This window comes from Methanoculleus methanifontis, from assembly GCF_030464365.1.
GTDB lineage: Archaea > Halobacteriota > Methanomicrobia > Methanomicrobiales > Methanoculleaceae > Methanoculleus > Methanoculleus methanifontis.
In genome coordinates, this window is record NZ_VCYI01000013.1 from 56,968 (window position 1) to 76,975 (window position 20,008).

Annotated in this window: 26 protein-coding genes and 2 tRNA genes; 24 read left to right on the forward strand and 4 right to left on the reverse strand. The window is 59.4% G+C overall.

The features are described from left to right. Complete coding sequence (locus FGW20_RS10155) at positions 1-1,635, forward strand: PKD domain-containing protein (protein ID WP_301677980.1); 1,635 nt, start codon at positions 1-3, stop codon at positions 1,633-1,635. Between the two features lie 188 nt (positions 1,636-1,823). Here the strand turns inward: FGW20_RS10155 and FGW20_RS10160 are convergent, their stop codons facing one another. From FGW20_RS10160 to FGW20_RS10175, 4 genes are all read right to left on the reverse strand, one after another. Then, the gene (locus tag FGW20_RS10160) at positions 1,824-2,984 is read right to left on the reverse strand and encodes a KamA family radical SAM protein (protein WP_301677981.1); all 1,161 of its coding nucleotides are present in this window, start codon (positions 2,982-2,984) and stop codon (positions 1,824-1,826) included. A 280-nt stretch (positions 2,985-3,264) separates the two neighbouring features. Then, on the reverse strand, positions 3,265-3,642 hold the full coding sequence (locus FGW20_RS10165; protein ID WP_301677982.1) for a Zn-ribbon domain-containing protein: 378 nt from the start codon (positions 3,640-3,642) through the stop codon (positions 3,265-3,267). Positions 3,643-3,663: 21 nt separating this feature from the next. Next, a complete protein-coding gene (locus tag FGW20_RS10170) occupies positions 3,664-4,032 on the reverse strand; it encodes a DUF2073 domain-containing protein (protein WP_301678016.1) in 369 nt (122 codons plus the stop codon). Positions 4,033-4,037: 5 nt separating this feature from the next. Next, complete coding sequence (locus FGW20_RS10175) at positions 4,038-4,679, reverse strand: Era-like GTP-binding protein (protein ID WP_301677983.1); 642 nt, start codon at positions 4,677-4,679, stop codon at positions 4,038-4,040. Between the two features lie 210 nt (positions 4,680-4,889). Here FGW20_RS10175 and FGW20_RS10180 point away from each other — a divergent pair, with 210 nt between their 5' ends. From FGW20_RS10180 to fni, 23 genes are all read left to right on the forward strand, one after another. Next, entirely contained in the window at positions 4,890-5,453 is a 564-nt protein-coding gene (locus tag FGW20_RS10180) for a CBS domain-containing protein (protein ID WP_301677984.1), read from the forward strand. After that, positions 5,450-6,205: a CBS domain-containing protein gene (locus FGW20_RS10185; RefSeq protein WP_301677985.1), complete on the forward strand. Its 756-nt coding sequence runs from the start codon at positions 5,450-5,452 to the stop codon at positions 6,203-6,205. The genes FGW20_RS10180 and FGW20_RS10185 overlap by 4 nt, the downstream gene beginning before the upstream one ends. A gap of 39 nt (positions 6,206-6,244) precedes the next feature. Then, positions 6,245-7,192 (forward strand): CBS domain-containing protein, encoded by a 948-nt coding sequence (locus tag FGW20_RS10190; protein ID WP_301677986.1) that lies wholly within the window; start codon positions 6,245-6,247, stop codon positions 7,190-7,192. A gap of 7 nt (positions 7,193-7,199) precedes the next feature. After that, the gene (locus tag FGW20_RS10195) at positions 7,200-8,039 is read left to right on the forward strand and encodes a CBS domain-containing protein (protein WP_301677987.1); all 840 of its coding nucleotides are present in this window, start codon (positions 7,200-7,202) and stop codon (positions 8,037-8,039) included. Then, the gene (locus FGW20_RS10200; protein ID WP_301677988.1) at positions 8,036-8,818 is read left to right on the forward strand and encodes a CBS domain-containing protein; all 783 of its coding nucleotides are present in this window, start codon (positions 8,036-8,038) and stop codon (positions 8,816-8,818) included. The genes FGW20_RS10195 and FGW20_RS10200 overlap by 4 nt, the downstream gene beginning before the upstream one ends. 733 nt (positions 8,819-9,551) lie before the next feature. Beyond that, positions 9,552-10,517 carry a deoxyhypusine synthase gene (locus FGW20_RS10205; RefSeq protein WP_301677989.1) on the forward strand — a complete coding sequence of 322 codons (966 nt, stop codon included), beginning with the start codon at positions 9,552-9,554 and terminating at the stop codon, positions 10,515-10,517. Between the two features lie 115 nt (positions 10,518-10,632). Next, positions 10,633-10,717, forward strand: a tRNA-Ser gene (locus tag FGW20_RS10210). A gap of 34 nt (positions 10,718-10,751) precedes the next feature. Beyond that, a complete protein-coding gene (locus FGW20_RS10215; protein WP_301677990.1) occupies positions 10,752-11,201 on the forward strand; it encodes a 30S ribosomal protein S13 in 450 nt (149 codons plus the stop codon). Positions 11,202-11,212: 11 nt separating this feature from the next. Beyond that, on the forward strand, positions 11,213-11,761 hold the full coding sequence (locus tag FGW20_RS10220) for a 30S ribosomal protein S4 (protein WP_301677991.1): 549 nt from the start codon (positions 11,213-11,215) through the stop codon (positions 11,759-11,761). Between the two features lie 4 nt (positions 11,762-11,765). After that, positions 11,766-12,155 (forward strand): 30S ribosomal protein S11, encoded by a 390-nt coding sequence (locus FGW20_RS10225; RefSeq protein ID WP_301677992.1) that lies wholly within the window; start codon positions 11,766-11,768, stop codon positions 12,153-12,155. Next, entirely contained in the window at positions 12,155-12,985 is an 831-nt protein-coding gene (locus FGW20_RS10230) for a DNA-directed RNA polymerase subunit D (RefSeq protein WP_301677993.1), read from the forward strand. The genes FGW20_RS10225 and FGW20_RS10230 overlap by 1 nt, the downstream gene beginning before the upstream one ends. Next, positions 12,982-13,350 carry a 50S ribosomal protein L18e gene (locus tag FGW20_RS10235; RefSeq protein ID WP_301677994.1) on the forward strand — a complete coding sequence of 123 codons (369 nt, stop codon included), beginning with the start codon at positions 12,982-12,984 and terminating at the stop codon, positions 13,348-13,350. The genes FGW20_RS10230 and FGW20_RS10235 overlap by 4 nt, the downstream gene beginning before the upstream one ends. Before the next feature lie 5 nt (positions 13,351-13,355). Then, entirely contained in the window at positions 13,356-13,778 is a 423-nt protein-coding gene (locus FGW20_RS10240; RefSeq protein ID WP_301677995.1) for a 50S ribosomal protein L13, read from the forward strand. Between the two features lie 13 nt (positions 13,779-13,791). Continuing rightward, positions 13,792-14,193, forward strand: a complete 402-nt coding sequence (locus FGW20_RS10245) for a 30S ribosomal protein S9 (protein WP_301677996.1) — start codon at positions 13,792-13,794, stop codon at positions 14,191-14,193. Between the two features lie 34 nt (positions 14,194-14,227). Further along, positions 14,228-14,416 (forward strand): DNA-directed RNA polymerase subunit N, encoded by a 189-nt coding sequence (locus FGW20_RS10250; protein ID WP_011844642.1) that lies wholly within the window; start codon positions 14,228-14,230, stop codon positions 14,414-14,416. Beyond that, positions 14,417-14,490: transfer RNA gene (locus FGW20_RS10255), tRNA-Pro, on the forward strand. Between the two features lie 30 nt (positions 14,491-14,520). Further along, positions 14,521-14,688, forward strand: coding sequence for a DNA-directed RNA polymerase subunit K (locus tag FGW20_RS10260; protein WP_301677998.1), 168 nt, complete (start codon positions 14,521-14,523; stop codon positions 14,686-14,688). Positions 14,689-14,695: 7 nt separating this feature from the next. Beyond that, entirely contained in the window at positions 14,696-15,883 is a 1,188-nt protein-coding gene (gene eno / locus FGW20_RS10265; RefSeq protein WP_301677999.1) for a phosphopyruvate hydratase, read from the forward strand. A gap of 1 nt (position 15,884) precedes the next feature. Beyond that, entirely contained in the window at positions 15,885-16,502 is a 618-nt protein-coding gene (gene rpsB / locus FGW20_RS10270) for a 30S ribosomal protein S2 (protein WP_301678000.1), read from the forward strand. Positions 16,503-16,529: 27 nt separating this feature from the next. Then, on the forward strand, positions 16,530-17,318 hold the full coding sequence (gene amrB / locus FGW20_RS10275) for an AmmeMemoRadiSam system protein B (RefSeq protein WP_301678001.1): 789 nt from the start codon (positions 16,530-16,532) through the stop codon (positions 17,316-17,318). Further along, positions 17,319-18,188: a mevalonate kinase gene (gene mvk, locus FGW20_RS10280; protein WP_301678003.1), complete on the forward strand. Its 870-nt coding sequence runs from the start codon at positions 17,319-17,321 to the stop codon at positions 18,186-18,188. Next, on the forward strand, positions 18,181-18,939 hold the full coding sequence (locus FGW20_RS10285) for an isopentenyl phosphate kinase (RefSeq protein WP_301678004.1): 759 nt from the start codon (positions 18,181-18,183) through the stop codon (positions 18,937-18,939). The genes mvk and FGW20_RS10285 overlap by 8 nt, the downstream gene beginning before the upstream one ends. Positions 18,940-18,942: 3 nt before the next feature. Then, a complete protein-coding gene (gene fni, locus FGW20_RS10290) occupies positions 18,943-19,995 on the forward strand; it encodes a type 2 isopentenyl-diphosphate Delta-isomerase (RefSeq protein ID WP_301678005.1) in 1,053 nt (350 codons plus the stop codon). Positions 19,996-20,008: the final 13 nt, after the last annotated feature.

A 20,008-nucleotide genomic window follows, 5' to 3' on the forward strand; every position in this document is an offset into this window, starting at 1 on the left:
ATGTCCGGCGACACCGCCGTCTCTGACCTCATCGGTGTCATGGCACTCATCGCCGTCTTCGTGACGGCGGCGGCGATCCTCGGGGTGACGCTCCTCTCCAGCCCGCCCGGCGACGCAGCGCCCGCGATGCTCGCCCGCAATGTGACAGTGGACGGGAACCTCTCCATCGCCCACGACGGCGGCGACCCGCTCGTGCGGGGGCATTTCGCGATCCTCATCGACGGCGTCGACCGGACGGATGACTTCAGCCTCGCCGATGCTCCAGGAGACGAACACGACACCTGGACGTCGTGGGAGACCGGGCAGGTCCTCGTCCTCAACGACGATATGCCCGAGAACGCCCACATCCAGATCGTCGCCGAGGGCGTGGGCCGCACCGGCAGCGACTGGCTCCTCCACGATATAGGAGAGGGTATGCCGGCGCCGACGACACCCACGGCGACACAGACAGTAACGCCCACGCCAACACTGACCCCAACGCCTACACCGACACAGACGGCAACACCCACACCAATCCCCCCTGTCGCAAACTTCACCGCCAACGTCACCATCGGTACCGCTCCTCTCGCGGTCCAGTTCACTGACGAGAGTACCGGCAACGTGACCGCCTGGCTCTGGGACTTCGGCGACGGCAGCACGTCAACCGTGCAGAACCCGCCCCACACCTACGTGACCGCCGGCAACTACTCCGTGACGTTGACCGCAAGCAACGCCTACGGGACGAGCACCCTTACGAAACCGGACTACATCCGGGTTACGAAGTCCTTCATCAACTTCATCATCGACGAGAACGTCGTCATCTACGGCAACGCACTCCAGTTCAAAGGAAAAACGGTCAACGGCACCGGCGCAACCATCGTCATCACCGGAGGGCTGGACACAGACGACTTCAACGAAGGTGCCTCTATCGCCGTATCGGACATCTACATCGACGGTGATACCACCCTCGACGAAGGGAGCGCCGGCCTCGGGTCGCCAGAAGTTCCCGGAACCATCTATGTCAGCGGCGATCTTGCGCTCGAAGACGGAAAAAGACACATCTACGGCAATGTATATGTCGCCGGTGATTTCCGCCTGAAGGACGCGAGGATCCACGGTGATGTCTACGTCGATGGAAACCTCACGCTGGACTGGACCCCCTGGATAGCGCCGGATGCACACATCTACTACACCGGGAAGATCACGACCCCCTCCAATTACGACAACAGCGATGCAACCAGCATCCTTGCAAAATGCATCCACCGGGCAACGGTGCCGGGATTCACCATGCCGGACCAGGAGATGCCCCCCACGAAACCCGCTGACTGGTATGCGGCAAGAGAGTATGTCTCAGGCGGAGAACTGACGAGCGGTATGAAGATATTTACTGACAGTTACTCCTCCACCGTCTGGAGGCCCACAGCAACCAATGTCGTCATCATCGCACGCACCGGCGATATAACCATAACAGGAATGGGAGGAAGCTCGGTAACCGGCGTCTTCTTCGCCCCCAACGGGAAGGTGACGTTTAGCGGTAACTCCTTCGAAGGAGTCGTGATCACCCGCGACGGATTCTGCGTCGAGAGCGGCGGGACGACAGTTGTCTTCAGGAACCTTGAGGAGTATATCGCCGATCCTGCGGATTACCCCTTCTGAGGGATGGCGACAGGCCCAATCCCCCCACCCGGGTATCCGTCCGGGAACCGCGTGATCGTACGCAGTCGCGTCGTGGGAGAGATTGTCAGGGCGAGCACCGGTTCAGATTCTTTAGCGGCAACGACCCCAAAAGGGGCGGACATGGACAGAAGAGAAAGATGGGAGCAAGACACTCCGCGGCCGCCTACCTACACCACGTTTTGCGGCTCCCTCACCCTTCCTTCGTCCACCAGTTCCGTGTAGTCGTCAAACCAGTAGGCGTCCGGGTTGCTCTTATAGACCATGAACCGGCCGAGATCCGCCGGGTCGGCCGCCTGGTTGTACTTGAAGTAGGTGTGGTTGTCCGTCTTTCCGAGAACCTCAATCTTCCCCGTCGCGTGGGATATCACGAACCGGGCCCGCTTCGCAAGACCCGAACAGATCGTCCGGGCCTGCTCGAATATCCGGTACGACTCCTCCACCGGCACCGCGAACGTCCGGTTGCCGATTGACGGACGGCACTGGAAGACGTAGTAGGGATTCGCGCCGATGAACGAGAGTTTGTCGAAAAGCGCGGCAAGCACCTCCGGGTCGTCGTTGATGCCGCGGATGAGCGGCGTCTGGTTCATCACGACCGCTCCGGCATCCTGCAGGAGCGCCACCGCCCGGCATGCGGCATCGGTCAGTTCCCTCGGGTGGTTAAACTGCGCCATGATGTAGATACGCTTGTCGTCCATGCTGTAGTCCCGGATCATGTCGAGCAGCGCCGGATCGTTGATGATCCGGAAAGGATTGTACGCGGGCATCTTCGTGCCGATCCGGATGATCCCGACATGATCAATCTCGCGAACCTGCCGGACGATATCAAGCAGCCGACCGGTCTCGAGGATCAGGGGATCGCCCCCGGTGAGCAGGACGTTCGTGATCTCCGGATGGTCGCGGATGTAAGCAAGCCCTGCGGAGATGTCCTTATTCACCTCACGCGCCTCCTCGATAAAGAGGCGCTTACGGAAACAGTAGCGGCAGAGACCGCCACAGAGGTCGCTGACCAGCAGGAGAGCAGTCTCCCGGTACTTGTGCTGCAACCCCGGAACCCGGGTATACCGGTGCTCCGACGACGGGTCGAGATGCCCCCAGGGCTCGAGTTCCTCGACGCTCGGCACGATCAGCCGGCGGATAGGGTCAGCCGGGTCGTCCCAGTCGATCAGCGAGAGGTAGTAGTCATTCGCACGGAACGCGAAGAGGTCGGTCACCTCTGCGAGACGGACACGCTCGGCCGGACTGATACCGGAGACTGAATCGAGCGATGAGACATAAATCGGGTTTTTGGTGCTCCCAATTGTGTTCCTGATATTGTATGTCGTGTTCATGGAGTACCTCCCAGCCGACACTCTCAGTGCAGGATACGATCCGCTATCAGTCGGGGACAGGTGCATGGAAGCAGAGATCGAGAGTCAGGTCTGATCTACGCAAAGGATTCATGAGAGCTTCATGTTCTCATGCAGGAAACCGTCGCTCCGACATGCGTTATCAAGTGTCGGATTACGTGTTGTACCTCAAAAGGGTTTTTAGAATATTTATATTTTCGGTTGGGGAACCAATGCTGCAAAAGCAGCGTTTGCCCCCCTATTTAATGTAATGGATATCGTATCACTTCTTTTTCTTGGCCATGGAGAGGATATCCACAACGTATTTTCCTTCCTTCTCCAGTCCGACGACGACCTCGTCCGACCGGGCCAGCTTCTCGATATTTAATTCGTACGAACCCGGACCAAGGATGCGGATACTCTCGATGCGCTCGAAGACCTCGATCTCATCTTTTTTTGTTCGTTCCTGCTTGACTTCAAGCACTTCCTCGCCCGTCTCCCGGACGATCTCATCGATGGTCTTCTCCTTCAGCACGTCGTCGTGCCGTTCGGCCTCACGGATGTAGAGAAACTTCTTGCCGCCGCAACTCGGGCACCCTTTCAGTATCTTTGTCGAACCGTCTTCGAACTCTCTACCGCATTGCGTACACTTGTGAGGCATAAATCACCATTTGATATCCGTTCATCTCGAAGAAGAAACCCATGCACTGATGAGATCCTTCTCCTTCTTGAGCGTCCTGAGCTGGTTGGCGGGCCCGATCACAGTCAACCGGGTCTCGGAACGTTTCCCGCCGAGGAGTTTCGCCAGAAACCCATTCTGGGCATCCTTGATCGGATAGGTCTCCATCTCGATCCCGGAGAACCCGTCCGGCGCGATCTCCCGCATCGTGATCTCAATGAGTTTGCTCTGCTCGTCCGGTGCGAGCCCCTTCTCCAGGATAACAATGTTTCCTTCCATAACGTCATCGAGGATCAGGCGGATCTTCTCCATTGCGGTGAGCCGGTCCAGGCGTTCCGCAGAAATCAGGTCTATCTGTACACCCTGTATCATCTCCATCACCCGAAATATGACGTCATCTGCTCGTACAACTCTTCCACGTTGTTTCCTTCAAGGCCGGATATGGCAATCACGGGATGCTGGGGAAACGCACTCTTGATCCGCGCGGGAGACGCATCGGGAAGATCGTTTTTGTTTGCAACGATCAGGACCGGGAGTTTCCGGCTCTCGATGATCCCGACAAGCATGATGTTCACCTGCTGAAACGGGTCCAGCGTGGAGTCGAGCATGTAGACGACGCCGTCGATATCCTCGCGGAGCCAGTGCATCGCCTCGGCAACACCCTCCGTCGCCTCCCGGGCCCGCTTGACCGCTTCCTCCTTATCGATACCGTACTCGACAAACTCATTGTAATCAATCTTGGTCGTCACGCCCGGCGTATCGACGATGTCGATGGTGATCGAATTGCCGTTCTGGCCCGTGATGGTGATATCCTCTTTGCGTCGGACGCGGCGGGTTTCGTGAGGCACTTCGCTGACCGGGCCGACCGCATCACCGACCCAATCCCGCACAATCCGGTTCGCAAGCGTCGTCTTGCCGGCATTAGGAGGGCCGTAGATCCCGATGCGGCAGGTTCGCTTCTTAAAGAGCGCCTTCAATAACCCTGAGATCTTTCTTTTCGTACGAACTAAGAACGTCATTAAGCTCCCTCAGATAGACAGATTTGCCTATACGTAAGTGAGTTGTGGCACTCACAAATAAATATAATTATATGTTCTGTCCGGCGCATTCTTCTCATTTTGCAGACAAACAACATTCCCGGGGTGAGAGAATTCTTTTATACTGTTGAAACCTAGATAGACTTGCACCTGGAGAATTGGCCTTAATTGCGGCCAGATTAGGAGAATCCCATGATGAATAATAGCGACACCATCCGCTTCGAGACACGCATACCAGTCAGGGAGGTCATGCAAAGCCATCCGACAACCATCGATGTTGGTGAAACTGTCGCCCGAGCGGCGCAGATCATGTGCCGCGACGAGGTCGGGAGTTGTATTGTGCTGCAGAACAACCTGCCCACCGGGATCGTCACGGAGGAGGATATCAACTGCAAAGTCGTGGCTAAAGATTTGAAACCGGGTGATATTCATGTCAGCGACATCATGAGCACGCCCCTGATCACGATCGGTGCCGACAAGCTGGTCGGGGACGCTGCGGCAATGATGGTGAAAAACCGTGTTCGCAGGCTCCCCGTCGTCGAAGACCAGATGGTCATCGGGATCGTGACGGTCAGGGACATCCTCACCGTCGCGGCTGAAGTGAACGAACTCCTGGCGGATCTCATCGAGATCAACCGCGAAGAGGAGTACGCCATGGGGGTATGCGACCGGTGCGGGAATATCTCCGACGACTTATCAAGAGTCGACAACCTTATGCTCTGCCCCGCCTGTCGGGAGGAGGAGCAGTTGTTATGAAGGTGGCCTCAGACCTGATGGTGAAGATCCCCACCCTGCAGTACGACGATTACGTCACAAAAGCACGGAGCGTTCTTCGGGACGACGTCTTTCGCGAACTCTATATCGTGGACGAGAGGAACCGCCTGAGAGGATATCTCGACATCTCCGATGTTCTGCGAGTCATGGACACGAAATCGAACGTCACGATCAACGGGTTCGTCCGGGAAGCAGCCCGGATCTCACGGGATACCCCTCTTGCGGAGGTAGGCGTCGCTATATTAAATGCCCGTGCTAACAGCGCTGCGGTAGTCAACGGAGACGATGTATACGAGGGAGGGGTGCTCTTCTCCGAACTCTTCCCCGTCCTGATCTCCCGTCGCACGATCCCCGGCAGGATCGAGGATGTCATGTCGCGAGAGCCCGTCACCTGCACGCCGGAAGAACCCATACACCGCATCTACAGCCTGATCGTCGCAAGCGGGTTTACCGCGTTTCCAGTGGTGCAGAAGAGAGAGACTATCGGCATAGTCTCCCGCCGGGATCTCCTGCGCGCCGGGAGTGTCCGCACATCGGTGAAGAACCAGGCGGACACCACCGTCGAGCGGGTGATGACGACACCCGTCATCTCGGTGACGCCGGACGACACGATAGCAACGGCGAGCCGATTGATGGTCGAACACGACATCAGCATGCTCCCGGTCATCGACGAGAGAAAGCATCTCGTCGGCGTTATCGACCGTCATGACGTCCTTAGCGGCCGTTTAGCCTGAGGACGGTTCCGGATACCACAATTCCAGAGGAGTGATAGGATGCAACCCAACTCGAATAACTCGGATAAGAAACCAGCCGACAGACTCCTGAAGATGCCCGGCAGACGCGAACGCGGGCCGGTCGACTTCAAGACAAAGATCGCCGGGCACGAAGGCGAGATCATGGCGATCGCCACGAGAGACGTTATTGTGGCGCAACAGACGACCACAATCATCCAGGCAGTCGAGATCATGACCAGGGAAGGGTTCCGCAGGCTGCCGGTCGTCGATCCCGGAACGCACCATCTCCGGGGGATCGTGACGGTCGGCGATATCATCAACTTCATGGGAGGCGGCGACAAGTTCAATCTCGTTCAGGTGAAGCATGGCGGGAACTTCCTCGCGGGCGTCAACGAGGGGGTCCGCGAGATCATGACGCCGCACCTGGTCACCATGCCGGTGACGGGAGCCATCGCCGACGCGGTCGATATCATCGTCAACAAGAATATCGGCGGAATCCCCATCACCGACGCGGAAGGGGGACTGAAGGGCATCGTGACCGAGCGCGACGTGATGAAGGTGCTCACCACCGAGCACTCGGGCCGCAAGGCGGAGGATATCATGAAATCTTCGGTACGCGTCACCGGCCCCGACACGCCGATCCGTAACGTCTGCCGGGAGATGGTGAAGTGCCGATTCAGGCGCCTCCCGGTCGTTGCCGACGACGTCCTCTGCGGGATCGTCACTGCCACCGATATCATGAGTTATCTCGGGAAAGGTAAAGCATTCGAGCAGCTGACGACCGGGGACTCCGCCGAGGTCATGGGAGCGCCGGTGCGCTCGCTCCTCTCCGGGGAACTGCACACCATCACGCCCGACCGGAACATCCACGAGATCGCCCTCGAGATGGTCCGGCAACGTGTCGGGGCGCTCCCGGTCATAGAAGACTCGCACCTTGTCGGTCTTGTGACGGAATACGACCTTGTGAAAGCGTTTTCTGAGGAGTGATGCGAAGATGCGTGCCATTGATGTGATGGCGTCTCCGGTGTACGTCGTTGCACCGGGGGATAACGTCGCCTATGCGCGAAACCTCATGCTCAAACACCGGGTGTCGAGGCTGCCCGTCATGGAAGAGGACGAACTCCAGGGCATCCTCACCAAGAAGGATATTGCTTACCGGCTCAGGCAGACGGAACCAATGTGGCGACGGCGCCCGATTGACCGGATTCCGGTCAGTCTCCTGATGGCGCCGGAACCGATCACGGTAGCGCCGGAGACCAGCATCCGCGATATCGCGGCTATCATGCTCGATCGGGATATCTCCGGGCTCCCCGTGGTCGACGACGGCAGGGTGGCCGGTATCGTCACCAAACTGGATCTGATGCGTTCGGCCCATGTCCGCGGGCTTACTGCCCGGGCCGACGGGATCATGGAGGATGCGGCCACGGTCAACCGGTATCACTCGCTCGACCACGTCATCGACACGATAAAAGGAAAAAACGATAAACTTATTGTCGTTAACGACAATGGAAGTCTTGCCGGCATAATTACGGAGAGTAACCTCGCATTTTACGAGTATCTGGACGAGCGGATGAACCTGCCCAAAAAGGATGTTACTCACCTCAGAAAAGAGGGGCCGGCAGGGCAGAAACGCTTCAGATACGTCGTCGAGGTATCGGCAGTTGCGGAAGACATCATGAGCCGCCCGGTCATCACCGTGTCCCCCGATGCATCCCTCCAGGATGCCGTCGGGTTGATGCTGGAGCACCAGATCAACAGCCTCGTCGTCGTGGAGAACGGTGATATCCGCGGTATGCTCAAGAGAGATGATATCATCAAGGAAGTGGCAAAATGAGCGACAGATTTCAGGTACTCGTCAAAGACGTGATGGTAAAACCGATCACCATCGCGAAGTCCGCCTTTGTCAGCGAAGCGCTCGATAAGATGCTTGGCGAAGGCGTCGATCCGCTTATCGTGACCAACAACGGCACGGTCATCGGAACGACGTCCCGCGCGGCAATCGCCGAGACGCTCGGGAGCAGGAAGACCCAGGCGCTGAAGGCCACATCCATTCATGTCGCGAACACGGTCAAGGAAGACTTCACCTCCGCGTATCCCGACCAGAGCATCGACATTCTGGTGCCGCTGCTCCAGCACTACAAGCTGGTCGTGGTCTTCGATGCCGAGCACCGCCTGATTGGGCAGGTGACGGCGGGGGACATCTTGAAGGTGCTCCGGCCGGCGGGAGGCATCCTCGACGTCATGGAACCGGCGCACACCATCCAGGGTGAGGAACGCGCCGTCCACCTCCGCCGCAGGATGCTCGATGGCGAGATCGACCGGTTCATCGTCGAGGACGGCGACAAAATCCTCGGCATCGTCACGGAGACCGATGTCGCAAAGGCGCTCCATGCGTTCAAGGATCTCGTGGAGGAGGCCCACCAGGACTACCGGATCAGGAACCTCCTCGTGCGCGACATCATGACCGCGCCCCTGATCTCGATGGACGCGGATGTGGACGTCTCCGACGTCATCGACCTGATGCTCAAGAAAAACATCAGTTCCGTCCCGATCAAGCAGAACGGCAGGATAACGGGCGTCGCGACCCGGAACTCACTCATCCAGGCCCTGTGAAGGGGTCGGATAATACTACCTTTTTTTGCGAATTGGAGCTGCGCTCCGGATTCTGAACGGCTATTGCCGGTGTGCCACGGTACGTTGAAGAGTCACCGGCCTGTCAGGTGTGATTTGCAACGGGCAAGGTTGAGATTCCCACTCAGTCGCACGCCGTGATTTTCCAGATTAGCCTTCCTCAGATTGTATAAACCCGTCGACCGATTTCCATAGGCTATCACCACGCACTGCCCCCGCTCCCAAGGGGGGCGGGGGAGGAGCGCGAAGCGCGGGTGGGGTGGGGGTTACTGGCATTGTTGTATCTGGTAGAGACAGGGGAGGGGGACAAGCCTCCCTTCCCACCTGACGGTGCTCGAGCTCCGGGCATTCCGCCCATCGCACTCCGCACCCTTCAGGTGCTCGAGCTCCGGGCATTCCGCCCATCGCACTCCCCGTCAGCCCCTCCCCAATGGCGATATCTCCACGGTTCACTGCCCGGGGTTTTGTCCTCGCATCTTGAGCATCCCTGTTTCTACAAGGCCAGAGCCACTCCTCGACCCGGCCCCTGGAACAATCACCCCCTCGCATCCCTACCGCGACCCACCCCTTCGGACCCCCATAATGATAACACCAAAGCCTCCATCCGCCTCGCTCGCAGCCTCTCGTTGCTCAAACCTCCACCCCTCAGGGAAGGTCGTCCCCCCGGTGCCAATTATTAATACCCCATAGCCAGAAACGGTATCTCGATATTTCCATGAAACCAACGCAGCCAGTTAAACCGAACAGCAATATAACGGCCCTCCTCGAGTCCATGAGCCAGACCGGCTTTCAGGGGAGAAAACTCGGCGAGTCGCTCGGCATCTGGACCAGGATGGTTGCGGATCCGGACTGCACGATATTCATGGGACTCTCGGGCGCGATGATCCCGGCGGGTATGCAGAACGTGCTCATCGAACTCGTCAAACACCGTTACGTCGACGTCATCGTCTCGACGGGCGCGAACATCTTCCACGACACCTGCGAGCACCTCGGCGTCCGGCACTACCTCGGCCACCACCACGCGAACGATGAAGCACTCTTCGCGGAGGGAATCGACCGGATCTACGACGTCTTCGCATACGAGGAGGAGTTCCGCAGCATCGACGCGGAGATCGCCCGGTTCGCCGACACCATAGCGCCGTTCCGGGGTTCGTCGCGGGAGTTCATCCGGCTCCTCGGGGACTGGCTCCGTGAGCAGAAGCCACAAGGACAGTCGCTCATCGCCACCTGCGCCGAACACGACGTCCCAATCTTCATCCCCGCGCTCTGCGACTCGTCGATCGGGATCGGCCTCGTGATGGCCCGGCGGCGCGGGGTCGCCGTCGATGTCGACCAGCTCGCCGATACCGACGAGATCACCCGTATGGTCGAGGAAGCGAGGAAGACCGGTGTCATCTACGTCGGCGGCGGCGTCCCGAAGAACTTTATCCAGCAGACCCAGGTCATCGCATCGATCCACGACCAGAACCTCGGCGGGCACGCCTACGCCATCCAGTACACCACCGACGCCCCCCACTGGGGCGGCCTCTCCGGATGCACGTTTGAAGAGGCGATCAGCTGGGGCAAAGAGGCGCCTGCGTGCCCGCGCGTCCAGTGCTTCTGCGACGCGACGATCGCGCTCCCCATCGTCGCATCGGGGCTGATCGGGAGCGGGGTCGAGCGCACCCGCCGGTCTCCCTGACAACCACAATCATTATTAATCAACGGAGCCAAAATTAGTAGGCACAAGTCATAGAATGCTGTGTCTGGAGCAGCACCATTGCGTGTTGCGAGTATCGAAAGATGCGAAGTTCTATGTTGAGGTAGCCAAGCCTGGTATGGCGCAGGTTTGCTAAACCTGTGTCCCCCTGGGACTCGAGGGTTCAAATCCCTCCCTCAGCGCTTTCACCGACAATGTCGATGATGAGGCGATCACATGGATGATGAAGAGATAAAGTACTTTGTTCGAATCAGGAACACTGATCTCGACGGCACCAAGGCAGTGCACATCGCACTGACCGGGATCAAGGGTATTGGTCCGCACACGTCGCGCACCATCACCGCCCTTGCCGACGTAGATCCCCGTGCCGTGCTCGGCAAACTCGACGACGAATCGGTCGAGCGGATCGCAAACGCCGTCGACACCTACACCGAACAGGTGCCCGACTGGATGGTCAACCGCCCGAAAGACGTCTACACCGGAGAGCTCCGCCACCTTCTCGGCGCCGACCTCTCCATGATGAACGACGACGACGTCAACCGCATGAGGAAGATGCGGAGTTACCGCGGCATCAGGCACGAGACCGGGCAGAAGGCCCGCGGTCAGCGCACCAAGTCTACCGGCAGAACCGGCACGACCGTCGGCGTCAAGAGGAAGAAAGACTGAACGGTGATTGAATGGGATATCCTGGAAAAAGCTATAAGCAGTACGCGACGCCCAAGCGGCGGTTCGAGAAGACCCGTCTCGAAGACGAAAAGCGGCTCATTATCGATTACGGCCTGCGGAACAAGCGCGAACTCTGGAAGGCCCAGAGTGTGCTGCGGAAGTACCGTGCCGCTGCCCGTGAACTGGTGGCACTCCGGTCAGGAGGCATCAGCACCGAGGACTACCAGAAGAAGAGAGACCAGCTCGTCAACCACCTGTACCGCTACGGTCTCGTCGGTGAGAACGCCGATGTCGGTGACGTCCTCGCGCTCAAAGTCGAGCAGCAGCTCGACCGTCGGCTCCAGACGCTGGTTCTCCGCAGGGGGTTCGCACGATCCCCCAAGCAGGCGCGCCAGTTCATCACCCACGGCCACATCGCGATCAACGGTCGCCGCGTGACCATCCCGGGTTACCGTGTCGAGAGAGCCGAAGAGGCCGAGATCAGTTACTACGGCCCCTCCCCGTTCACGAACGAGGTTCATCCCGAGAGAAGCCGCATCGCCCACGCAGGAGTGAGGTAACACCATGGCAGAAGAGAAATGGGGCATCGCGCACATCTTTGCCTCCTTTAACAACACCATCATCACCGTCACCGACCTCTCCGGAGCGGAGACGGTCACCAAGAGCAGCGGCGGCATGGTCGTGAAACAGGACAGGAACGAGAGCTCGCCGTACGCAGCCATGCAGATGGCGATCCAGGTCGCGCAGAACGCACGGGACAAGGGGATCACCGGCGTCCACGTGAAGGTTCGCGCACCCGGCCGGGGCAAACAGCGGAGCCCGGGGCCCGGCGCCCAGGCAGCGATCCGCGCCCTTGCCCGTGCAGGGATGAGGATCGGTCGCATCGAAGACGTCACTCCTGTGCCCCATGACGGCATCACTGGCAAAGGCGGCCGGAGAGGAAGGAGAGTGTAATGGAGATAGCGTTTTCTCGACTGGACGAGAGAGTCGCCAAATTCACCCTGAGCGGCGTTTCGACGTCGTTCGTCAACATGCTTCGGCGGGCGATGATCAGCGAAGTGCCGACGCTCGCCATCGAAGATGTCCGCATCTACGACAACACAAGCGTTCTCTTCGACGAAATGTTGACGCACCGCCTGGGGCTCATACCACTCCGAACCGACCTGAAACGTTACAAACCGCGCAGCGAGTGCTCCTGTGAAGACGCAGGATGCCCGGTCTGCACTGCGACCTATACGCTCTCCGTCGAGGGGCCCAAGATCGTCTCCTCAAGCGACCTGATACCGCAGGATCCCGACGCCGCACCGGCGGAGGAGAATATCCCCATCATCGAGCTCACGAAAGACCAGAAGGTCGTGCTCGAAGCGCAGGCAATCGTCGGCACCGGAAAAGAACATGCCAAGTGGCAGGCGACAACCGCCTGCGGTTACAAGAACTACCCGGTGATCACCGTCGATGAACGGTGCGACGGGTGCGGCATGTGCATCGACGAATGTCCAAGGAGCGTGCTTGAGGCGGCACAAGGCAAAATCCGGGTCATCGAAGGGCGGCAGGAACTCTGTTCCCTCTGCAGGCTCTGCGAGCGGGCATGCCTTGCCGGTGGAATCGGCACCGAGCCGGCCATCCATATCGGCACCGATGCGGAGAGATTCGTCTTCGTGGTGGAGAGCGACGGCTCGATGCCCGTCCGCGAGATCATCGAGAGAGCGCTACAGTATATCCAGAAATCATCAGACAACCTGGTAGACGTGATGAACGAGATTACGGGAGAGGGGACTGAATGAAGAAAATAACCGAGAACAAATCGAACCCCCGGCTGACCGCCCTCATCGTGACGCTTAAAGACGCGTCACGCGCACATGAGGCGAACATCTGGCGCGAGATTGCAAAGAGGCTGGATGCGCCCCGGAAGAACTACGCCGAGGTGAACCTCAGCAAGATCAACCGGTACGCGAACGAAGGCGAGACGATCCTGGTGCCGGGCAAGGTGCTCGGCAGCGGCGTGCTCAGCCTGCCGGTGAAGATCGCCGCACTGGACTTCTCCGAGGCGGCGGTGAGCAAGATCACCGGCGCAAACGGGACGTGCATGACTATCGAGGACCTCGTTCGGGACAACCCGAAGGGGAGCAGGGTACGGATCCTCAGGTGAGACGAATGGTTACAGTTATCGACGCAGACGGATTACTGCTCGGAAGGATGGCCAGCATCGTCGCGCAGCGTGCGCTTGCCGGCGAAGAGATCGCCATCGTGAATGCGGAAAAAACGATCGTCTCCGGCAACAAGGCACAGGTGCTCGCGAACTACACGACAAAGCGCGAGCGCGGATCCCGCGAGGGCGGCCCGTTCTTCCCGCGCAGGCCCGACCATATCGTCAAGCGCACCATCCGCGGGATGCTCCCCTACAAGCGCGAACGCGGCGTCGCGGCGTTCAAGCGGATCAAGACCTACGTCGGCGTTCCGATGGAGTTCACCGGGATGGAGACGGAGACGCTTGAGGCGGCCCACATCAACCGGCTGAGCAGCACGAGATACGTAACGATCGGGACGATAAGCAACAACCTCGGAGCAAAATACTAAATGAGGTGATGAAGTGGCAAAGATCATCAATTCAAGTGGTAAGAGAAAGACGGCAGTCGCCCGCGCAACCTTAAAGCCCGGTAACGGCCGGGTCCGCATCAACTCCGTACCCCTGGAGATTTACGGGACCGAGTTGATCCGCATGAAGATCGCCGAGCCGTTGCTGCTGGTTCCGAACGCGATCGACGGTGTCGACGCGGCGATCGACGTCTCCGGCGGGGGTACGATGGGCCAGGCCGAAGCAGTTCGGACGGCGCTTGCGCGCGGCATTGTTGAGTGGCACAACGATCCTGCGATCAAGGATGCATTTCTTGCATACGACCGGACGCTGCTCGTAAACGACTCGCGCCAGAAAGAGAGCAAGAAACCGCACGGCCCCGGCGCACGGGCGAAGTTCCAGAAGTCCTACCGGTGAGCAAAAGAGATATAAGGGATGCTGGACCATTATTATGATACCCGTACGATGTTTTACATGCGGTAAGGTCGTCTCTACAGCCTGGAAAGAGTTCAAGGAGCGGCGGGATGCAGGCGAGGATCCAAAACGGATCCTCGACGATCTCGGTCTGGAGCGTTACTGCTGCAGACGGATGCTGCTGACGCACAAGGAAACTGTGGAGGATCTGAATCCGTACCAATGAGGGGTCGTGGGGTAGCCTGGCCATCCTATGGCGTTCGGGATGCTGTGACCTGAGTTCAAATCTCAGCGACCCCATTTTATCATGAATCATTTTGAGGCTGCACGATGGAATCATATACCCGGTATGAACGGGCGCGAATTATAGGGGCTCGTGCTCTCCAGATCTCGATGGGTGCACCTGTTCTGGTCAAAACACCAAACACGGAGCCGCTCGAGATCGCACTTGAAGAGTACGATCAAGACATGATCCCTATAACGGTGAAGAGAAAGTAGTGATCAGATGACGACCATCGAACAGATTGTCCTGAGAACGATCCTGGATAGCCGCGGAAACGAGACCGTCGAGGCTGAAATCTACACGGATTGCGGCTTCGGGCGGGCTGCGGCACCCAGTGGTGCCAGCACCGGGACGTATGAAGCAAAGGTGCGGCCGCCGCGCGAAGCTGTCGAGGACGCGCGGAAAAACCTGATTCCATCGCTTATCGGTGAAGACACCCGTGATCAGATCACGTTCGACGCACTCCTCAGGGAGAACGACGGAACGGCCAACTTCAGCTCGATCGGCGCAAATGTCGCCGTAGCACTCTCACTTGCGTGTGCAAAGGCAGCTGCGTCGTCTCTCGACCTTGAACTCTTCCGCTACCTCGGGGGCACGTTCGCCGCCGAGACGCCCCTGCCGCTCGGCAACGTCATCGGCGGAGGCGCGCATGCCCCCAACGCAACGTCCATCCAGGAATTCCTGGTGGTTCCCACCGGGGCTTGTGGCGCGACGGAAGGCGTCTTCGTGAACGCTGCCGTTCACAGGACAGTGAAGAAGATGCTGCAGGAGCAGGGCAAACTCTCCGGGAAAGGGGATGAAGGCGCCTGGGCACCTGCCATAACCGATATCGAGGCGTTCGATATCATCAGTGACGCGATCAACGTCGTCTCCGATGAGACGAACGTCGAGGTCAGGATGGGAATCGACGTAGCGGCAAGCGAACTCTGGAACGGCGAACAGTACCGCTACAAGGACGCGGCAAGGAGCCGGGAGGACCAGGTCGCCTACATGGCGGATCTCGTCGACCGTTACAACCTCATCTACATCGAAGACCCCCTCTTCGAGGAGGACTTCGAGGCATTCGCCGACCTGACTGAACAGGTCGGAGACCGGTGTCTGATCTGCGGCGACGACCTCTTCGTGACCAACGTCGAGCGGATTACGAAGGGCACCGAGACGGGCGCGGCAAACTGCGTCCTGATCAAACCAAACCAGATCGGAACGCTCACCGATACCTTCGAGGCGATACGCCTCGCGCAGGAGAACGGTATGGAGACCGTCATGAGCCACCGTTCCGGGGAGACGACCGACGCGACGATAGCACACCTTGCAACCGCGTTCGGGTGCATCTTCCTCAAGACCGGCGTGGTCGGCGGTGAACGGATAGCCAAACTGAATGAACTGATTCGCATAGAGGAGCTGATCTAACTTGACAGGAAACGAACTTGAGATTGAACTGAAAGAACCGCTGTTGCCCGTTGAGGAATACCTCGCGGCAGGTGTGCACATCGGCACCCAGCAGAAGAGCAAGGACATGATGAAGTTCATCTACCGCGTGCGTGGAGATGGACTTTATATCCTGGACATCCAGGCCACCGACGAACGGATCAAGACTGCTGCGAAGTTCCTTTCGCAGTACGAGCCTTCGAAGATCCTGGTCGTCACGTCTCGGCAGTACGGCCAGCACCCGGCGAAGAAGTTCGCCGATGCAATCGGCGGCATAGCGGTCATCGGCCGCTTCATCCCCGGGATGCTCACCAACCAGCGCTTACATGGCTTACATAAGTACATCGAGCCAGACGTAGTCGTGGTGACCGACCCCATCGGCGACTCCCAGACGATCGCCGAGGCTGTCCAGGTGGGTATCCCGATCGTCGCTCTCTGTGACACCAACAACATGACGAAGTACGTCGATGTGGTCATCCCGACGAACAACAAGGGGCGGAAGGCGCTCTCGGTGATCTACTACCTCCTGACAAAGGAACTGCTCCGCCTGCGCGGCGTGGTCACATCGCTCACACCCGAAGACTTTGAGACAGAGTTATAAGATCCGAAGCACAAGAGCTCAACCTTGATGGATATGCGCCCATGCAGTGTAGCGGGAATGTTCTATCCTGCCGAGCCCAGGCATCTGGAGCAACTGCTGGAGACCTTTTTCCGGAAAAGGGCCCTGGGGATAACATCCCGGGGGATCGTCTCTCCCCACGCAGGATACGTCTACTCGGGGGAGACCGGAGCCTGTGCATTCTCTACCATACCACCTGATTTTGACGGCACGTTTCTGGTCATCGGTCCGAGTCACCGTGGGTACATGACCTGTGCCTCTGCCGTACCGTGGGAGACGCCGCTCGGGGTCATCGATGTCGATACGGAGTTCATCGACGCGATGGATATCGAGATAGACGAGGCATCGCACCGGAGCGAGCACTCCATCGAGGTGCAGATGCCGTTCATAAAATACCGGTTCCCGAGAGCAAGGGTCGCACCCGTTCTCATGGGAGAGCAGACCTACGAGGCGGCAGAGAGCCTCGCGGAGCACCTGCTCCAGGCAATCGAGCACACGAAACGGGACGTGCGGATCGTCGCTTCGAGCGACTTCTCTCATTACGTCCCGGAAGAGATGGCCCGACAGCAGGACCTCTACGTGATCGACGCGCTCAAAACCCTGGACGTGCCCGAGTTTTACCGGCGGCTCCAGGAGACACGCGCTACGGTCTGCGGCTACGGCCCGATCGCGACGATGTGCCTTGCATGCCGGTCGCTCGGTGCGACGAGAGGGGAACTCTTGCGGTATACAACCAGCGGCGATGTGACGGAGGATTACAATCAGGTAGTGGGGTATGCGGCAATAGCGGTGGTCTGATTGGCAACGTGGAGCGCGCCGGGCAAGGTGTTCCTGTTCGGCGAGCATGCAGTGGTCTACGGAAAACCGGGGGTCGCGATGGCGATCAAACCCCGTGTCTTCGTCACGGTGAGGAAATCGCGCAACCCGACCCGCCCGAAGTCACCCTACATCGACGAATGTTTCAGGATGATGGGGGTCCGGGGCAGCGTCTACGTCCATTCGCAACTGCAGAGTTCATCCGGGCTCGGGTCGTCGGCCGCGGTGACGGTGGCGACGCTCTCTGCGATTAACGATGAGTTCAACCTCGGGCACACCCGCGAGTACATCGCCGAGACGGCGTTCACCATCGAAAAGAAGGTTCAGAAAGGGCGGGCAAGCCCCACCGACACCTACGTCAGCGCAAACGGCGGCATGGTGCTCATCACAGGGAACTCCAAGCGGAGGCTGCCGCCCGAGAACCTGCAGGTCGTCGTGGGGAACACCCTGGTGTCGCACAGCACCGCGAAGATGGTGGAACAGGTCGGGAACCTGCGACGGAAACATCCCGAAGTCGCGAACCCGATCCTGGATGCCATCGGGGCTCTGACGCTTGCCGCCCTCCATAACATCAGTAACCCCAAGGAACTCGGGCAGTATATGGACATGAACCACGCCCTCCTGGAGGCGCTCGGCGTGGGACACCCGGTGAGCAGCAAACTCGTGCTTGCAGCACGGGCAAGCGGCGCCTACGGCGCAAAGATCACGGGAGCCGGCGGTGGCGGGTGCGTCATCGCCCTCTGCCCCCGCCGTGCAAAGAGCCGGGTTGCCGGGGCCATCGAGGCCTGCGAAGGAAAAGCAATCATCACATCGATCGATACGGACGGCGCGAGAAAAGAGAAGCATGACTGAGACCGTGGTACTGAAACTGGGGGGGAGCGTGATCACCGACAAGTCGGGAGAATGCGCCATCGATCACGCCCGCCTGCGCGAGATTGCGAAAGAACTCGCTGCACAGAGAGAGACCGCTCTCGTGCTCGTCCACGGTGCGGGGTCGTGCGGGCATCCCGAGGCCCGGCGTTACCGGATCAACGACGGCCTCATTGACGATAACATTCCCGGCGTCTACGAAACGCATACCGCCGTCTCAAGCCTGAACGCGGCGGTCGTCGACGCCCTGCGGGACGCGGGGGTCGAGGCGATCGGCATCCACCCCCTCGACCTCGGCCTTGCCGAAGACGGACGTCTGGTCTCGTTCGAGACCCGCCACATCGCCGAAATGACGGAACACGGCATTGTGCCCGTGCTGCACGGCGACGTAGTGATGGACCGTCTCCGGGGCTCCTGCATCGTCTCGGGCGACCAGCTGGTGACCCGTCTTGCCGCCGCTCTCGCGAGTCGGCGCGTGGGGCTCGCAACGGATGTGGCCGGGGTGCTGCAGAACGGCGCAGTCGTCCCCCGCATCGACCGCAGCACGGTAGAGTCGCTTGATATCGGCGGGTCGGGAAACACCGACGTGACCGGGGGCATGCGAGGCAAACTCGCGGAACTCCTGGCGCTGGCCGATGCCGGCATCGATTCACACATCTTCCATGTCTCGAAGATCGGCCGGTTCCTGGACGGCACCGACCACAGCGGAACAATGATAACCGCAAAGGAGTAAACCATGAAGAAAGAGACCGCCACATCCTCAAGAAAACGGGATCACCTGCAAATATGCTGCGAACAGCCCATCGAGGCCGGTGATGCCGGATTCGGGGACGTGCGCCTGGTTCATAACGCTCTTCCCGAGTGCGATATGGACGCGATCGAGACAAAGACGCGGTTCCTCGGTAAAGCACTCGGCTCCCCTCTCTTCATTGCAGCGATGACCGGAGGACACCTGGACACCCTCGAGGTGAACCGGCGGCTCGCACGGGCCGCCGAACGGTATAACCTCGGCATGGGTGTCGGTTCTCAGCGAGCGGCACTGGAAAAGCCCGAACTGGAGGGGAGTTTCACCGTCGTGCGGGAGGAAGCGCCACACGCGTTCCTCTGCGCGAACCTGGGAATCATCCAGCTCCGCGACCACGGTATCGAGTGGGCGGAACGGGCAATCGAGATGATCGATGCACAGGCGATCGCCATCCACGTCAATTCGCTCCAGGAAGCGATTCAGCCGGAGGGCGATCACAACGCAGAGGAGTGCATCGAAGCGCTGCGCAACCTCTGCAACGAGTTCTCCTACCCCGTCATCGTGAAGGAGACAGGTTCCGGCATATCGGCCGGAACCGCAAGAATTATCCGGGGTGCTGGAGCAAGCGCCATCGATATCGGCGGCTACGGGGGCACGTCATGGGCGAGAGTTGAACGCCTGCGGGCGAGCAGCCCCGAACTCGCCGAACTCGGAGAGGCATTCCTCTCGTGGGGCATACCGACAGTGGTGAGCCTCTGTGAGGTGCGGACGGCAGGAGGCCCGATCATCGCGACGGGCGGACTGCGTTCGGGCGTCGATATCGCGAAGGCCGTTGCTCTCGGGGCTGACCTCGGGGGCATGGCGCTTCCGCTCTTAAGACCGGCCATGGAGAGCGACGATGCGCTCTTCAGGGCCGTCGAGGCGATGCACCGCGAGCTCCGCATGGCGATGTTCCTGACGGGATCCCGGTCTGTAACGGATCTCCGGCACACCAGGACGTATATAACCGGCCTGACCCGGCAAATGATTGAAACTACCGATTAACAACACAACTCTA

Excerpts from the sequence above, each read along its gene's own strand:
- FGW20_RS10200 (WP_301677988.1), top strand. The coding sequence starts at position 8,036 with ATGAGCGACAGATTTCAGGTACTCGTCAAAGACGTGATGGTAAAACCG.
- FGW20_RS10220 (WP_301677991.1), top strand. The coding sequence starts at position 11,213 with ATGGGATATCCTGGAAAAAGCTATAAGCAGTACGCGACGCCCAAGCGG.
- FGW20_RS10175 (WP_301677983.1), bottom strand. The coding sequence starts at position 4,679 with ATGACGTTCTTAGTTCGTACGAAAAGAAAGATCTCAGGGTTATTGAAG.
- FGW20_RS10250 (WP_011844642.1), top strand. The coding sequence starts at position 14,228 with ATGATACCCGTACGATGTTTTACATGCGGTAAGGTCGTCTCTACAGCC.
- fni (WP_301678005.1), top strand. The coding sequence starts at position 18,943 with ATGAAGAAAGAGACCGCCACATCCTCAAGAAAACGGGATCACCTGCAA.
- FGW20_RS10190 (WP_301677986.1), top strand. The coding sequence starts at position 6,245 with ATGCAACCCAACTCGAATAACTCGGATAAGAAACCAGCCGACAGACTC.
- FGW20_RS10215 (WP_301677990.1), top strand. The coding sequence starts at position 10,752 with ATGGATGATGAAGAGATAAAGTACTTTGTTCGAATCAGGAACACTGAT.
- FGW20_RS10170 (WP_301678016.1), bottom strand. The coding sequence starts at position 4,032 with ATGATACAGGGTGTACAGATAGACCTGATTTCTGCGGAACGCCTGGAC.
- FGW20_RS10240 (WP_301677995.1), top strand. The coding sequence starts at position 13,356 with ATGGTTACAGTTATCGACGCAGACGGATTACTGCTCGGAAGGATGGCC.
- FGW20_RS10225 (WP_301677992.1), top strand. The coding sequence starts at position 11,766 with ATGGCAGAAGAGAAATGGGGCATCGCGCACATCTTTGCCTCCTTTAAC.
- FGW20_RS10185 (WP_301677985.1), top strand. The coding sequence starts at position 5,450 with ATGAAGGTGGCCTCAGACCTGATGGTGAAGATCCCCACCCTGCAGTAC.
- FGW20_RS10260 (WP_301677998.1), top strand. The coding sequence starts at position 14,521 with ATGGAATCATATACCCGGTATGAACGGGCGCGAATTATAGGGGCTCGT.
- FGW20_RS10235 (WP_301677994.1), top strand. The coding sequence starts at position 12,982 with ATGAAGAAAATAACCGAGAACAAATCGAACCCCCGGCTGACCGCCCTC.
- FGW20_RS10160 (WP_301677981.1), bottom strand. The coding sequence starts at position 2,984 with ATGAACACGACATACAATATCAGGAACACAATTGGGAGCACCAAAAAC.
- amrB (WP_301678001.1), top strand. The coding sequence starts at position 16,530 with ATGGATATGCGCCCATGCAGTGTAGCGGGAATGTTCTATCCTGCCGAG.
- FGW20_RS10285 (WP_301678004.1), top strand. The coding sequence starts at position 18,181 with ATGACTGAGACCGTGGTACTGAAACTGGGGGGGAGCGTGATCACCGAC.
- FGW20_RS10205 (WP_301677989.1), top strand. The coding sequence starts at position 9,552 with ATGAAACCAACGCAGCCAGTTAAACCGAACAGCAATATAACGGCCCTC.
- FGW20_RS10180 (WP_301677984.1), top strand. The coding sequence starts at position 4,890 with ATGATGAATAATAGCGACACCATCCGCTTCGAGACACGCATACCAGTC.
- FGW20_RS10195 (WP_301677987.1), top strand. The coding sequence starts at position 7,200 with ATGCGTGCCATTGATGTGATGGCGTCTCCGGTGTACGTCGTTGCACCG.
- FGW20_RS10155 (WP_301677980.1), top strand. The coding sequence starts at position 1 with ATGTCCGGCGACACCGCCGTCTCTGACCTCATCGGTGTCATGGCACTC.
- eno (WP_301677999.1), top strand. The coding sequence starts at position 14,696 with ATGACGACCATCGAACAGATTGTCCTGAGAACGATCCTGGATAGCCGC.
- FGW20_RS10165 (WP_301677982.1), bottom strand. The coding sequence starts at position 3,642 with ATGCCTCACAAGTGTACGCAATGCGGTAGAGAGTTCGAAGACGGTTCG.
- FGW20_RS10230 (WP_301677993.1), top strand. The coding sequence starts at position 12,155 with ATGGAGATAGCGTTTTCTCGACTGGACGAGAGAGTCGCCAAATTCACC.